This window comes from Chryseobacterium pennae, from assembly GCF_003385515.1.
In the GTDB taxonomy this organism is placed as follows: Bacteria; Bacteroidota; Bacteroidia; order Flavobacteriales; family Weeksellaceae; genus Chryseobacterium; species Chryseobacterium pennae.
Genome location: NZ_QNVT01000001.1, coordinates 210,496 through 226,584 on the forward strand (window position 1 = coordinate 210,496; position 16,089 = coordinate 226,584).

A 16,089-nucleotide genomic window follows, 5' to 3' on the forward strand; every position below is an offset into this window, starting at 1 on the left:
TTATTTTATGCCTAATTTATTTTAAAATAACTCACAATTCATAATGTAATTTAAAAACAGAAACCAAGAAAACATTACAGTTTTCATACAACTTAATCAAACACATAAAATACCACATCACAAAACAATAAACCACATTCATAAATATATATCAAAATTCCTTATTAAACATTAATAATTTCATATATTTGTCACAAATATCCTCTTTATGAATAAACTTTTATTTATTTTAAGCTTTTTCGTGACCAGTTTATGTGTAAGCGCTCAGGCTTTCACTGACAAAGTACTACAACAAAGCGCTTCACAACTCAACACCATCAACACTGAAGGTGACTACGACAAATTGTTTAAGAAATTCACAGAGACTAACACTTCTGAAAAATGGCAGGCTTTTTACTATGCTGCTGCGGCTATGTATCTTAAGGGAGAACTTTTATCAAAAAAATCTCCTGCTTCAGCATCACAAGCCATTACTACAGCCGAAAAATTCGCTCTTGGAGTATCCCTTTCCCAGCCAGACAATCCGGAAAACAATATTCTCCTGGGCCTTATTACATTACAAAGCATACAGATGGATATCTACAATGATCCGGCAAAAGCTGCACAATTGGTTTCAGCATATATTTCAAAAGCAGAAAGTACTGATCCGAACAATCCAAGACTGGCAATCCTAAAAGCAAAATCAGCTGAAAAATCAGGTAACACTACTGAGGCTGAGACTCAATACCAAAAGGCTGCCACAGGATTTACAACCTTGGACTCTGTACCAGGATGGGGTAAGCAACTTATCCCAAGAAACAAATAATTTACTTTAAGGATTCAATTTTAAATCGGTCAAAATGAAAAAATATCTACTGGTTTTTCTAATTTTCATCACCCAAATGGTTTTTGCACAACAGGACTGCATCACAGCGATCCCTATATGCAGCGATGCAGAAATCTCATTAAAACCAAATGGAAGTGGAAGCGTAAAAGAAGGAAGCGGCTGTCTAAGCAGTGAGAGTAATTCTATCTGGTTTACCTTCAGCATACAAACAGCAGGAACTTTAACCTTCCTTATCACCCCCCTGGGACCTAAGGCCTATGACATTGATTATGACTTTGCATTATATGGACCTAACCACAGCTGCAGCAATCCCAGAGAAACCCCTTTAAGATGTTCATATGCGGGAATGGGCAACTTAATAAACAGACCTCTTACAGGTCTTAATATGACCGCCACAGAAACCACAGAAGGAGGTGGTGGAATCGGTTTCGTCAAATACATTGATGTACTTCCTGGAGAAGTATATCATTTACTTTTAAATAACTATTCCACAGAAATCGCTCCTTTCAAATTAAGCTTTGGAGGAACAGCAACACTACTTACTCCTTTTGATAATAACTCATTAAAAATTTACCAACCTTTTCCGTTTTTAAAGCCTGGTGCTAAACTAGATGGCGATATTGACATTTGTGGTGATCCGGTAACTTTTGATTTTTCTACATTATCAAATCATATCAGAAACAACAATCCTAATTTTGTTATAAAATATTATCGTAGTGCTGTTGATGCAATGAATGATTATGACCCTATCACAAGTCCTATTCCAGTTAACACGACAACAAAATATACTTATTCTATTTCTTACGCAGATCCGACCAAACCTGTCAGCTTTTTAAATCAGTGCAGGGAATTTGGAGACATTAATTTTGTTGACAGATCATTCAAACTTACCGACGCAACCCTTACTTCATGTAGTAACAACAAGTCAGGGACAGCACTATATGACCTATCCACTGCAACCATAGGTCTCACCCCTAATCTTACGGTAAAGTATTACCCTTCAATGTATGATCTTTCCCACGGTACCAACGAAATAACCAACCCTTATCAATATGTTGCCGCAGAAGGTTCTGTCTTTTTAAAAGCAACGAATGAATTTAGCTGTATAACTATTACAGAAATTAAATTAAAATTCTATCCACTGGTAGAAGTCCTGGATGGCGCTGAACTCACAGCATGTTTCATAGAATCTAACCCTTCTACAGGTTTGTTTAATCTCGATAACGCTCCTGTTAACACACCAGCTTCCGGCACAGAGAAGAAATATTACCCTTCAATGGCTGACGCTGTAGATGCTACTAATGAAATCACAAATCCTAAAACCTATATAGCACCAACCGGCGTAGTATATGTAAGGGTATATGACAACCGCGGATGTTTCAACGTAACTAAAGTAGCACTTAAAGTACTTCCTCCAGTAACTTCCAACGTCCTTAAGGATAAAATCATCTGTATGGAAGATAAAACCACTTTGGATGCAGGACCTGGATTCAAAAAATATGAATGGAGCACCGGAGCAACTACACAAGTCATCAGTAATGTAGGGGTAGGTACTTATTGGGTAAAACTTACAACTGGTGAATGTGTCACTAAACAATCTGTAAGTATATATCCATCTGAACAACCTGTAATAGCAAGTATTGATATTGCAACTACTACATTAACCGTAAATGTACTAGGTGGTACACCTGATTATAAGTATTCTATAGACAATGTTGTCTGGCAGGATACCAATGTATTTAACAATCTTCCAAGAGGAAGCTATAAGGTCTACGTAAAAGACGCTTATAATTGTGACCCTATTGTGGTTTCAGTATTGGTTCCTAATATTGTAAATGTTATTACACCAAACGGAGATGGCATCAATGACACTCTGGATTATTCAGCAATTGCAGACAAACAGAATCTGACACTGAATATCTTCGACAGATATGGTGTGAAAATTCACCAGGCTGATAAATCCAACGGATACAAATGGGATGGAACTATTGGCGGCAAGAAAATACCGACAGGTACTTACTGGTATTCTTTAACCTGGAATGAGAACGACAGAAAGAACACTCCTTTCAAATTCTCAGGATGGATTATTGTAAAAAACAGAGAGTAATCCCTAATCCACATCATAAAAAAATCACCTCACTCGAGGTGATTTTTTTTATCAACACACCCAACACCCTATTGGTCGTATTTTCACAAAGACTGCTAATAATTTGTTGAATACTATTTTTTAAATATTTTTTAAATAAGCTATCTTTGCACCATGGCGCAGAAAGAAACATTATCATCCCTTACCCACGGAAATTTTGCAAAAGAGCTATCTATTGCGGATGGGAAGATGCCTCCTAATGCAGTGGATTTTGAAAGACTTGTTATCGGAACTTTTTTGATTGACAAAAAGGGTCTTGACCATTCCATTGACCTTCTTACCTCGGAAGTATTTTATGATCCCAGACATCAGGTAATTTTCTCTACTATTTTGAAGCTTTATGAAGGCAACCATCCGGTAGACTTAATGACAATCATTCAGGAACTTAAAAAAGAGGATAAATTAAGTCAGGCAGGTGGAGATCATTATATTATCGACCTTACTATGGGAGTAAGTTCATCCGCCCATATTGAGTATCATGTCCGCGTCATTCTTGAAAAATATATTTTAAGAAGTCTTATTAATGTTTCCGCGAATGTGATTGATTCCTCATATAAAGAATCAACTGATGTATTTGAACTTCTGGATAAAGCAGAACAGTCTTTCTTTGAAATTACGAACGGAACAATTAAAAAGGGATTCGATACCGCCAACTCATTGGTAAAACAAGCTATTGACACCATCAAATCTTTAAAAGACAAAGAGGGACTTTCTGGTGTTCCTTCAGGATTCAGAGATATAGACAAAGAAACCGGAGGCTGGCAGAATTCTGACCTTATTATCATTGCAGCACGTCCGGCGATGGGGAAAACAGCATTCCTTCTTTCGATGGCAAGAAATATTGCGGTAGGCCACAAAATTCCCATGGCTCTGTTCTCTCTCGAGATGGCATCTGTACAGCTTATCACCAGAATGATTGCCTCGGAAACAAGAATCTCCTCGGAAAAACTTCGAAAGGGAACTCTTGATGATGAAGAATGGCAAAGACTATTCTCCAACGTATCCGAATTGGAAAATGCACCTTTATATATTGACGAAACTCCATCACTTTCGATTTTCGATTTCCGTGCAAAATGCCGAAGACTGGTAATGCAACACGGAGTAAGGGTGATCATGGTTGACTACCTTCAGCTGATGACAGCCGGCAGCAGCGGAAAAGGAGTTGGAAACCGTGAACAGGAGATCTCCATGATTTCCCGTTCATTAAAGGCTATTGCAAAAGAATTGAACGTACCCGTTATTGCACTTTCTCAGCTTTCAAGAAGTGTGGAAACCCGTCCGGGAAAAAGACCTCAGCTTTCTGACCTGAGGGAATCCGGTGCGATTGAGCAGGATGCGGATATTGTATCTTTCATTTTCAGACCTGAATATTATAAAATTACGGTATGGGATAATGATGATGAAGGACAGGAAACATCTACTGAAAACCAGGCGGAACTAATTATCGCAAAACACAGGAATGGTGCAACGGCTGACGTTAGATTATCTTTCTTAAAGCATTTCGCAAAATTCGGAGACATTGAAGCAGCCCTTGATGGAGGCATGGGTGGTGGATACCCTTCAAATTTTGGTGAGCCAAGTGGTTTTGACAAAATCAAGACAACAATACAACCGGGAGCAGCATTTGATCTTCCGGACAGTTCAAAACTTTCAGGATCATCTATGAATGATTTTGATGATGATGATGATTTTCCGTTTTAGACTTTAGAATCACCCCTAAAACTTACGGGAACTCAATATAAAAATGAATTCTTCTTCATCAAAAGATTTCACCCCATTTTTGTAATATCATCAGTTTAATACAATTCAATTATACAACAGATTTGAGAATCGAAATTTATACAGACGGCGCATGCAGCGGAAATCCGGGAAAAGGCGGATATGGAATTCTCATGCGTGTTCCCGAAAAAAACTACCAGAAAACATTCTCTAAGGGATTTCGTAAAACCACAAATAACAGAATGGAACTTCTGGCCGTGATTTCAGCACTGGAGAAACTGAAATCTACAGAAAATGACATTCATGTTTATACTGACAGCAAGTATGTAGCGGATGCTGTTAATCAGAACTGGATCACCGGATGGATTAAGAGAGGCTGGAAAAATGTAAAGAACCCTGACCTCTGGAAGAAATTTATAGAGCAATACAACATCCATAAACCTACAATGCATTGGGTAAAAGGCCATGCCGGGCATTTCGAGAATGAGCTTTGTGACAAATTAGCAGTGGCTGCAGCAGGCTCTGCAGATCTTGAAATTGATACTTACTTTGAAGGATTGGAAAACAATTCGCTCTTTTAATTTAATTAACATAAATCCATAATAACACGTACAAGATTTACTACTTTATCATAAAAAACAACATTTTTTGAATAATAATTAATTTTTTTAACAAAATTAACATTAAATACATATTTATTGATTAGGATTTAATATATTTACATCATCTAAATCCCAGTGAAATGAATAAAAATTTATTGTTTTATTTCTCTATTCTTTTATTTACCCTGTCTGGAAAATCCTTTGCCCAGACCTATCAGCTCACCGGAAATCCGATCAACACGACAGGATGGACTATAGTACCTAGCGCAGCTGCAAATACAGATTTCATCATGCTCACCGATGACTTAACCAATAAAGCAGGCGCCATAAAACTAAACGATCCCATTAATTTAAAGTATTGTGACAAGTGGAGAGTTGAATTTGATTTTAGAATTGACGGAAACGGAACTTCTTCCGGCAAAGGAGATGGATTTGCATTCTGGTATCTTGCCAATCCTCCTATTACCAGTCAACAAGGAGCAGGATTGGGAATTCCACAAAACGCAACGGGCCTTATCATAGGTTTTGATATCTACAATAATATGGCAGGGGGCGGCCTGATGAGTAAGGTTCATGTTGCCTACGGAGTAGTTCCCAATACAACAGATTCAAATGGGTTAGAATATTACAACACAGCAGGAAGTTCATTCCATTCACCCGATCTTAATTCTACTCAACCTTTTGTAGGGTCCACTTATAAACATGTTGAAGTTACAGGAGTAACAGATCCAAATATTCCAACCAACTGGATTATTACGGTAAAGATAGATGGCAACACAATTACATCACAATCATTCATTCCTTCAGCAGGAGCAGCCACTATGACCCAGGGATATTTTGGATTTTCAGCATCTACCGGAGCTGCAAGTGCTAAGCATTCTATTAAAAATGTAAAAATATATACCGACAAAGTCTCCATTTTAAAGACTTTAGCAACTCAGTCTTTCTGTCCTAATCCTACAACCGGATTTGGAAGTGTGAATCTAACTGACTTCAACGCTCAATTTGTTGCCAATCCAGGAAATTATACTTTTACTTATTATCCTCAGGGAAGCTCTACACCCATAGCTAATCCTAGCAATTATGAATTTAACACCAACAAAACAATAACCATTGTTATTAAAGATAATGCAGGAGTGCTTTGTGACAATCCTGATGGAAAAATTCAGCTAGATTTAAGCCCTTTTAAGGCTAATGACAAAACACTTACTGAATGTAATAACAATAAAAAAGGCACTGCTACTTTCAACCTAAACTCAGCCAATGTCACAGATGTTCCGGGAGTCACAAAGAAATATTACAAAACACTCAGTGATTTAAATTCCGGAGCTAATGAAATTTTAAATCCGGATAATTATATTTCTGCACCGGGAACAGTTTACGTAAAAGTAACCACTCCTCTGGGATGCACCGGCTCTGCAAAAATTGATCTTACTTTTTATCCCGACACTCCAGTAAAGGAAGCTACTATACAATCCTGTTTTATTGAAAACAATATCACAAATGCTATTTTTAATTTGACCATAGCAAATGTCACTTCACTAACCAGCGGTGTCAATAAGAAATATTACGCTACAATTGCTAATGCGCTTAATGAAACTAATGAGATCACTGATCCTTATCAATATACATCAACCAGTACAGCGGTATACGTAAAAGTGACGGATGCTAATAGCTGTTTTGCTATTGCCAAGATCAACCTTGCAGTACTTCCACCAGTTAAATCAGCCATTCTTAAAGATAAAACTATTTGTATCGAAAATAAAACAGATCTGGATGCAGGACCAGGCTTTGACGAATATATATGGAGCACCGGAGCTACTACTTCCACCATAAAGGATGTGAGTGTAGGAACCTACTGGGTTAAACTCAGAACAGGAAACTGTTTCACAACTCAGATCATCAATGTAAAACCTGCTCCAAATCCTGTAATCTCCAACATTGACATTCATAATAATACAATTGCCGTTAATGTTTCAGGAGGAACACCACCTTATCAGTATTCATTAGACGGAACCAACTGGCAGATATCAAATACGTTCATAGGTTTGGCCAGAGGTGAAGTAAAGGTTTTTGTAAAAGACCTCTATAACTGCCCGCCTACAGAAGTTCAGATTACAGTTCCCAACCTCATCAATGTGATCACCCCTAATGGTGACAACAAAAATGATTTCATTGACTATTCCGCATTGTCCTACAAGAAAAACTTAGTCTTCACAGTATACGACCGATATGGGAACAAACTTTATGAAGCGAACAAAATAAGAAATTACACTTGGGATGGAAAAGCTTATGGTAAAAAGATACCTTCTGCTACTTATTGGTATACAATCTCATGGAATGAAAACAATAAAAATAGTACAGAAACAAAATACTCAGGCTGGGTATTAGTAAAAAATATGGAATAAACATTAATACAAATAACAACGTCACAATCCTTCCACTATGAAAAAAAATCTACTCTTTTTTTTACTGGGTATTTTACTATGCTTGCCAGAAAGAGCTTCTTCTCAAACCTATCAACTTACCGGAAACCCCGTAAATACTACAGGTTGGGATCTTGTTTCAGATGCTGTTGTAAGCGGAGATTTTATAAGACTTACTACAGACCAAACAAGCAAGTATGGAGCCATAAAACTATCTACCCCAATTACCTTAAGCTATTGTGATAAATGGAAAGTAGAATTTGATTTTAGAATTGACGGAAACGGAACAACACAGTTTGGACGTGGAGATGGCTTTACATTCTGGTATCTGGCTAATCCTCCAACAGGTTTTGTATCAGGAGGAGGTCTAGGAATTCCAGCCAATGCATCAGGACTAATGGTAGGTTTTGATATTTTTAATAATACTACGGAGGGCCAGATGAGTAAAGTACACGTTTTATATGGTACAAACAATACTGCCGGCAGCAATATAGAATACAACAATACTCCAGGCAGCACATTTCATTCTCCGGACCTGAATCCCACACAGCCCTTTGTAGGCAATACTTACAAACACGTTGAAGTAAACGGGGAAACAGACCTTACCAATCCCACAAACTGGATTATTAAAATCAAAATAGACGGTGTTCTCATCGCAGACCAGTCGTTTGCTCCTTCTGGGAATGCCGTAGGGATGTCACAAGGATATTTTGGTTTTTCAGCTGCAACAGGAGGCGCCAGTGCCAGACATTCTATTCAGAATGCAAAGGTTTATGTAGATAAAGTTCCTATTTTAAACAATACTATAAAACCATTTGTTTGTACCAACCCTGCAACAGGAAACGGAACCGTAGACCTTACATCATACAATACACAATTTGTAAACAATCCCGGAAACTATACCTTCACCTATTACCTACTGGGATCCGCCACCCCTATTGCCAATCCTACCAGCTTTCAATATACAGGCAATACCACCATTAAAGTAATTGTTAAAGATCCCACATCAACACTTTGTGATAATGGAGATGGCATCATACAACTGGAGCCCACACCATTTGCAGCAACAGACGCTACTCTTACCGAATGTAACAATAACAATGGCGGAGTTGGAATATTTGATCTCAATTCAGCGGCAGTTACTACCTTGACCGGTGTTACCAAAGAATTTTATCCAAGCATCTATGATCTGAATGCCAGCACTAATCAGATTCCTAATCCAGCAGCCTACACCGCTCCCCCAGGAATTATCTACGTAAGGGTAATTACAGCACAGGGATGTGTAAGCACGGCTAAAATTACCCTGAAGACCCATCCGGTTGTAGCCGTTCATGATGTTAATATAGAATCATGTTTTATAGAAAGCAATCCATTAACAGCCTCTTTTAATCTTATCAATGCAGGTGTAGTTCCGAACCCGGCAGCATTTACAAAAAAATACTATCCATCATTAACAGACGCTCTTAACGGAACTAACGAAATAACAAACCCAGGTGCATACATTGCTCCTAATGGAGTTGCTTACGTTAAGGTTTTTGATACCAAAGGATGTTTTTCAATTGCTAAGCTCACTCTAACAGTTAATCCTCCGACCCCTTCAAGAGTATTAAATGACAAAATTATCTGTATGGAAAGTAAAACAACATTGGATGCGGGTCCAGGATTCAAAAGTTACGAATGGAGCACAGGAGCTACTACACAGTCTATTAAAAATGTTGGTGTTGGCATCTATTGGGTAAAATTAAAAACCGGAGAATGTATCACTACACAAACCGTAAAAGTAATCCCATCAGAAAGTCCGGTTATCTCCAGCATAGATATTTCCGGAGCAAATGTCACCGTTCACGTTAATGGAGGAATGCCTCCTTATCAATATTCATTAGATAATATAACCTGGCAGGATTCCAATGTATTCACCAATATTACAAGAGGAATAGCTAAAATATATGTAAAGGATAATTATAACTGCGAACCTATTATAATCAATGTCACGATTCCTAATCTTGTTAATATCATTACGCCCAATGAGGATGGCATTAATGACACCATTGATTATTCAGCTCTTGCAATGAAGCCCAATCTGGATGTCAATATTTATGACAGGTACGGGGTACAGGTTTTCAAGGCAGACAAAACCAATGGTTACAGATGGAATGGTACAGCCAACGGAAGAAAAGTACCTACCGGAAGTTACTGGTATTCCGTTTCATGGAATGAGCATAATAATAACAAGAATACCCTTGTCAACTTTACAGGCTGGATCATTGTTAAAAACAGAAATTAATCACATTTATCATTCATATTAAAAGAGTCACTCTGCTATGCAGGGTGATTTTTTGCTTTAAATTAAGCGGATATATTTCCTTTTAAAAGCCCCTTTATTCATATTCAATGCTTAAATTTGTCCTATGAATTATTTGGAAGCTTTAAGCAGAAGATATTCTGTAAAAAAATTTAATACTCAAATTATTCCTCAGGAAACACTACACAACATTCTTGAGTCAGGAAAACTGTCTGCAAGCTCTCTTGGGCTTCAGCCATACAAGATCGTTGTTGTTGAAAGTGAAGAAATGAAGCAGAAGTTAATTCCTGCTTTTTATAACCCATCTCAGATCTCTACATGTTCTCATCTTATTGTCATTATTTCAAAGAAAACAATTGAAGAGAACTATATCAAGGGATATTTTAACCATATTTCCGAGGTAAGAGAAACTCCTCTTGAGCAGCTTGATCCATTCAAAAACAGCATTAAGCAGCATATCAATCAAAAAACACAGGATGAAATTTTCAACTGGGCCGAAAAGCAGTCATATATCGTATTAGCCAATCTGATGTACGCTGCAGCAATTGAAAACATAGATTCATGCCCAATGGAAGGCTTCCGACAGGATCTGATAGAAGAGATTCTGAATATCAATCCCGAAACAGAAAAAGTAACCGTTACCCTCGCTTTAGGCTACCGTTCTGAAGAAGATTACTTCCAGCACATGAAAAAAGTAAGAAAACCAAACGAAAAATTGTTTAAATTTATTTAATATTTAAATGATTGTATCTAAAGCAAGCACATGATAAAAGCGGATGTATTAGTAATCGGTTCCGGTATTTCCGGACTTTCCTATGCCATTAAAGTTTCTGAACAACTCCCTGATGCCAAAATCATTATTGTCACAAAGTCTGATGAAGACGAAAGCAATACCAAATATGCACAGGGTGGCCTTGCTGTAGTTACCGACTTTCAGAATGACAATTTTGAGAAACATATAGAAGACACTATGCGTGCCGGTGACGGAGAAAACAAACGCGACGTAGTGGAAATGGTGGTAAAGGAAGCTCCTGCAAGATTCAATGAAATTGTAGAATGGGGTGCCCAGTTTGATATGAAAAACGGGAAATTCGCTCTGGGAAGAGAAGGAGGCCATACCGAAAACAGAATCGTCCACCATAAAGATATCACAGGCTTCGAAATTGAAAGAGCATTATTGGAAACAGCCAAAAACAGTCCCAATATTGAAATTCTGGATCACCACTATGTAATTGATATCATTACCCAGCACCATGTTCCTGGAAAAGAGCTTAATGAAGGAGATATTCATTGCTATGGTGCCTATATTCTGGATGAGAAATCCAAAACTATCAAGAAAATCACTTCCAAAATCACATTGGCAGCCACAGGAGGTGCCGGACATGTTTATAAAAATACAACCAACCCTACTATTGCCACAGGCGACGGAATTGCTTTCGTAGCCCGAGCCAAAGGAAAGGTTTCCAATATGCAGTATTATCAGTTTCACCCAACAGCTTTGTACAGCAAAATGGATGGAATGTTGTTTTTAATTTCAGAAGCTGTTCGTGGAGACGGAGCTAAATTAAGAACCAAAAGAGGCGAAAAATTCATGCATAAATATGATGAACGTGAAGAACTTGCATCAAGGGATATTGTTGCAAGAGCTATTGACGCCGAAATGAAAATTACCGGAGACGAATTTGTCGGTTTAGATTGCAAGGAAATGAATCATGAAAAATTTTTAGAACATTTTCCGAATATTTATAAGAAGTGTAAAGACGAAGGCATTGATCCGTTCACCCAATTAATTCCCGTTGTACCAGCCTGTCATTATCTTATGGGAGGCATTGAAGTAGACAGAGACGGCCAATCTTCTATCAGAAATCTTTTTGCAGTGGGAGAATGTACCAATTCCGGATTACATGGTGCCAACAGACTAGCTTCAAACTCTTTACTGGAAGGATTAGTTTTCGGACATAATGCTGCCATAAAAACGGTATCTCTTCTTAATGAAAACCTATTCAACTTTGATGATTTAAAAGCCGTTCCGGAATGGAATGAAGAAGGAATGAAGATCATGGATGAAATGGTCATTATTAGCTACCTGAGAAAGCAGCTTCAGGAAATGATGAGCGACCTGGTAGGAATTGTAAGAAGCAACAGACGTCTGAATATGGCTTTACAAAAGCATCAGGAGATTGCAGCAGCCGTTGATGAGATCTACCACTACTCTATTCTTTCTCCACAGTTATCAGAATTAAGAAACCTGACCACCGTTGCTCACCTCATCATTATCCAATCTATGGAAATGACAGAAAACAAAGGAGCATTTTACAATAAAGATTTAGCCTAAAAGCATACTATCATGAAAAGACCAAGCTACGTTACAGATAAAGCATTAAAAACATTCATAAAAAATGCCCTTGAAGAAGACATTCAGGATGGAGACCACTCTACCCTTTCCACAATTCCTGAAGATCTTCAGCAAAGTGCTAAGTTACTTGTAAAACAAGACTGTATCCTTGCAGGAGTAGAATTGGCAGAAATCATTTTTAAAACTTTTGATAAAAATCTTAAAGTAGAAACCTTCATCAAAGATGGAGTTCCATGTAAAGTAGGAGACATAGCCCTTATTGTAACCGGAAGTGCCAGATCCATCCTTTCCACAGAGAGATTTGTTCTTAACTGTATGCAGAGAATGAGTGGTATTGCAACACTTACTCATGATTGGGATTCAAGATTGATAGGAACCAAAACCAAACTTTTAGATACCAGAAAAACGACTCCTAATTTCAGGATGTGTGAAAAATGGGCGGTAGCTATTGGTGGTGGAACCAATCACCGATACGGTCTTTATGATATGATTATGCTTAAAGATAATCATATTGATTACAACGGAAGCATTACCAATGCCGTAAAAATGGCTAAAGATTACGTTAAAAAGACCAAGAAAAAGTTAAAAATTGAAGTTGAAACCAGAAATCTGGAAGAAGTTCAGGAAGCCATCAATGCAAAAGTTGACAGAATTATGCTTGATAACATGGATGTTAAAATGATGAAGAAAGCTGTGAAAATGATAAATGGCTCAACTGAGTCAGAAGCATCTGGTGGAATTACCCGTGACATGCTTAAAGAAATTGCATCAACAGGGGTAACTTATATCTCTGTAGGGGCTTTAACACACTCTGCTGAGAATATAGATTTGAGTCTCAAAGCAGTGAAATAGCGTTGAATTTTTAACAAAAACACCTCCTCTTTATTAAAAAATCAATAACATGACTTTTTTCATACAAAAATTCGTTTTTTACCCATTTTACTGACATTCAACCGATTAACATTATTAAGACTGATTAAAAATTAACATTGAGTTAATAATAGTTAAAATATATTTTGCGAATTTTGCAGAAAATTAAATCTAATTATTACTAACGATTATGAAATTAATCAACAAATCGATGCTAACTGCAGTAATTACTTTATCTACAGCTAGTATTTATTACGCTCAACAAACTCAGGATACAGTTAAATCTGCATCTAAAGACATTGACGAGGTAATCCTAAGAGGTGTAACCGATATCGCTAAGGATAGAAAGACACCCGTTGCTGTTTCTACCATTAAAGCCGCACAGATCGTAGAAAGACTTGGTAATCAAGAATTTCCGGAAATTTTAAAAACTACGCCTTCTGTATATGTAACAAGAGGTGGAGGTGGCCTTGGTGATGGATCACTGAGAATTAGAGGATTTGATACTAAAAATACTGCTGTAATGGTTAATGGTATGCCTGTTAACGATATGGAAGGTGGTACTGTATATTGGTCTAACTGGCAAGGACTAAGTGACGTAACTACATTTATGCAGATGCAAAGAGGACTTGGTGCTTCTAAATTAGCAATTGCTTCTGTAGGAGGAACGATTAATATGCTTACAAAAGCTGCTGATGCAAAACAAGGCGGTAACGTAACTCTTGGAGTAGGTAATAATGGGTTTTTAAAAACTTTATTTTCTTATAATACTGGTAGAACCCAGAGCGGATGGTCTACATCATTTTTAATGAGCAGAACCGCTACTAATGGTTATATTGACGGAGGTAAAGGAGAAGCTTATAATTATTATTTTGCTTTAGGATACAAACCTAGTGAAAAACACGAGCTTCAGTTTACTTTTACCGGAGCACCACAGTGGCATGAGCAAAACTTCCAGGCTCCCATATCAGCCTTTTTAAAATATGGTAAAGACGGAAAACCAAACAGAAGGTATAATCCAAACTGGGGATATCTTAATGGTCAGGAGTTTTCAACAAACAGAAACTGGTACAGTAAACCTGTTGCTATGTTGAACTGGGACTGGAATATGAACTCAAAATCTAAGTTATCTACAGTATTGTACGGTTCTTGGGGTAGAGGTGGAGGAACAGGAATGTTAGGTTCAATCAATGGTAAAAACACCAATTACGACGCTACTTCCCCATTAAGAGATGCTAACGGAATTATCCGATGGGATGATATTGTAAAATGGAATCAGGGAGGGGCTGTTCCAGATTTTGGAGCAAATAAAGTTGCTACGAATGGAGAAATTGGATTGAACACGTCTGGTAACGGACTTACCAGAAGAGCAAGTGTAAACTCACACAACTGGTACGGAGTTTTAACTAACTTCCAACATAAGATCAATGATAACTGGAATTTCTCAGTTGGTTTTGACGGAAGATACTACTACGGATTCCACCCAGGATATGTTACAGATTTCTTAGGAGCTTCAGGTTACCAGGAAAAAGGAAATCTAAATTATCCAAGTGGATATATTGTAAGAGATTCTTTCAATGCTGTTCCTTCTGCTAATCCATTTGCAACAGCTACTAAAGGCGATACGCAATATGCATTCAGAAACTTTGATGGAGAGGTACTATGGGGAGGTTTCTTTGGACAATTAGAGTATTCTAATGAAAAATTCTCAGCTTATATCCAAGGGTCAGCTTCAGAACAAGGCTTCCAAAGGATAGACAATTGGATTGTTGATGGAGTAACCGTTAAAAACAAGCAAATCCAAAACACTAAAACAGGGTTCAAATATCTGTTTGGATATAATGCAAAAGGAGGTGTAAACTATAATATTGATGAAAACCATAACATTTTTGGTAATGTTGGATATTATGAAAAACAACCAAACAACTATGGAGTTTACCCAAGTAATAACCAAAACCTAAACCCTAATCTAACGAATGAGAAGATCATGAGTGGAGAACTAGGATATGGTTACAGAAGCTCTAAACTTACTATGAATGTGAATCTTTATTATACTTCATGGAAAGACAGATTCCAAAGATTTACAAACCTTCCTAACTTAACCGATGTTAATGGCAAACCAGTTTCCCGTCCTTATGCCAACATGGATGGAATACAACAGGTTCATATGGGAGTAGAATTTGAGGGTGCTTATAAAATCACTAACTATATTACTGTTAATGGTATGTTATCGATTGGTGACTGGAAATACAAAGGTAATGCAAGTGGTGAGATTTTTGACGAAAATGATCAACCTGTACAGTTAGCGGCTGGGCAAGATAATAGAAGAACTTTTGCATTGGATAACGTAAAAGTTTCAGATGCTGCTCAAACGACTGCCTCTCTTGGGGTAACCGTAAATCCTGTAAAAAATCTTTCAGTATATGGTACATGGACTTATGCAGACAGATACTATGGAGGAGTAAGCTTTAATCAGGATTACTTAGTTGGACCTAATGGAGAAGTAACCGATGCTGCAAAAAAAGGAGCATTAAAGTATCCTAGCTTTAGTCTTTTCGATGTAGGAACATCATATACTTTAAAATTAAGAGATCAAAAGCAGAGTTTTGTATTTGGAGTTAACGTATATAACTTATTTGATAAAGATTATATCTCTGACGCCAGAACTTCTGTTCATACAAAACAACTAGGTGATTTTAAAGACAATGCATCTGGATCTGCACAACAACAGTTTGATGCTTATCAAAAAACACTTTATAAAGGTTTAGATTCATCTAACCAAGTGTATTTTGGAGCAGGAATTACTTGGTCAGCATCTATTGCATTCAAATTCTAATTATCA

The 16,089-nt window shown here is 37.4% G+C and carries 10 protein-coding genes; all 10 read left to right on the forward strand.

The genetic code is table 11. The features are described 5' to 3' along the window. Positions 1 to 208 precede the first annotated feature (208 nt). The 10 genes from DRF65_RS00985 (at position 209) to DRF65_RS01030 (ending at position 16,083) form a co-directional block, all read left to right on the forward strand. Positions 209 to 805 carry a tetratricopeptide repeat protein gene (locus DRF65_RS00985; RefSeq protein ID WP_115968117.1) on the forward strand — a complete coding sequence of 199 codons (597 nt, stop codon included), beginning with the start codon at positions 209 to 211 and terminating at the stop codon, positions 803 to 805. Between the two features lie 34 nt (positions 806 to 839). Continuing rightward, positions 840 to 2,933: a T9SS type B sorting domain-containing protein gene (locus tag DRF65_RS00990; protein ID WP_115968119.1), complete on the forward strand. Its 2,094-nt coding sequence runs from the start codon at positions 840 to 842 to the stop codon at positions 2,931 to 2,933. A 153-nt stretch (positions 2,934 to 3,086) separates the two neighbouring features. Then, the gene (gene dnaB / locus DRF65_RS00995) at positions 3,087 to 4,673 is read left to right on the forward strand and encodes a replicative DNA helicase (RefSeq protein ID WP_115968121.1); all 1,587 of its coding nucleotides are present in this window, start codon (positions 3,087 to 3,089) and stop codon (positions 4,671 to 4,673) included. 122 nt (positions 4,674 to 4,795) lie between these two features. After that, on the forward strand, positions 4,796 to 5,272 hold the full coding sequence (rnhA, locus tag DRF65_RS01000; protein WP_115968123.1) for a ribonuclease HI: 477 nt from the start codon (positions 4,796 to 4,798) through the stop codon (positions 5,270 to 5,272). A 161-nt stretch (positions 5,273 to 5,433) separates the two neighbouring features. Next, complete coding sequence (locus DRF65_RS01005; RefSeq protein WP_115968124.1) at positions 5,434 to 7,701, forward strand: T9SS type B sorting domain-containing protein; 2,268 nt, start codon at positions 5,434 to 5,436, stop codon at positions 7,699 to 7,701. Between the two features lie 37 nt (positions 7,702 to 7,738). After that, complete coding sequence (locus tag DRF65_RS01010; protein WP_115968126.1) at positions 7,739 to 10,003, forward strand: T9SS type B sorting domain-containing protein; 2,265 nt, start codon at positions 7,739 to 7,741, stop codon at positions 10,001 to 10,003. 124 nt (positions 10,004 to 10,127) lie between these two features. Beyond that, positions 10,128 to 10,754, forward strand: a complete 627-nt coding sequence (locus tag DRF65_RS01015) for an NAD(P)H-dependent oxidoreductase (RefSeq protein ID WP_115968127.1) — start codon at positions 10,128 to 10,130, stop codon at positions 10,752 to 10,754. Positions 10,755 to 10,784: 30 nt separating this feature from the next. Continuing rightward, positions 10,785 to 12,356 (forward strand): L-aspartate oxidase, encoded by a 1,572-nt coding sequence (nadB, locus tag DRF65_RS01020; protein WP_115968129.1) that lies wholly within the window; start codon positions 10,785 to 10,787, stop codon positions 12,354 to 12,356. Positions 12,357 to 12,368: 12 nt separating this feature from the next. Further along, the gene (gene nadC / locus DRF65_RS01025; RefSeq protein ID WP_115968131.1) at positions 12,369 to 13,229 is read left to right on the forward strand and encodes a carboxylating nicotinate-nucleotide diphosphorylase; all 861 of its coding nucleotides are present in this window, start codon (positions 12,369 to 12,371) and stop codon (positions 13,227 to 13,229) included. A 208-nt stretch (positions 13,230 to 13,437) separates the two neighbouring features. Further along, a complete protein-coding gene (locus DRF65_RS01030; RefSeq protein ID WP_115968132.1) occupies positions 13,438 to 16,083 on the forward strand; it encodes a TonB-dependent receptor in 2,646 nt (881 codons plus the stop codon). Positions 16,084 to 16,089: the final 6 nt, after the last annotated feature.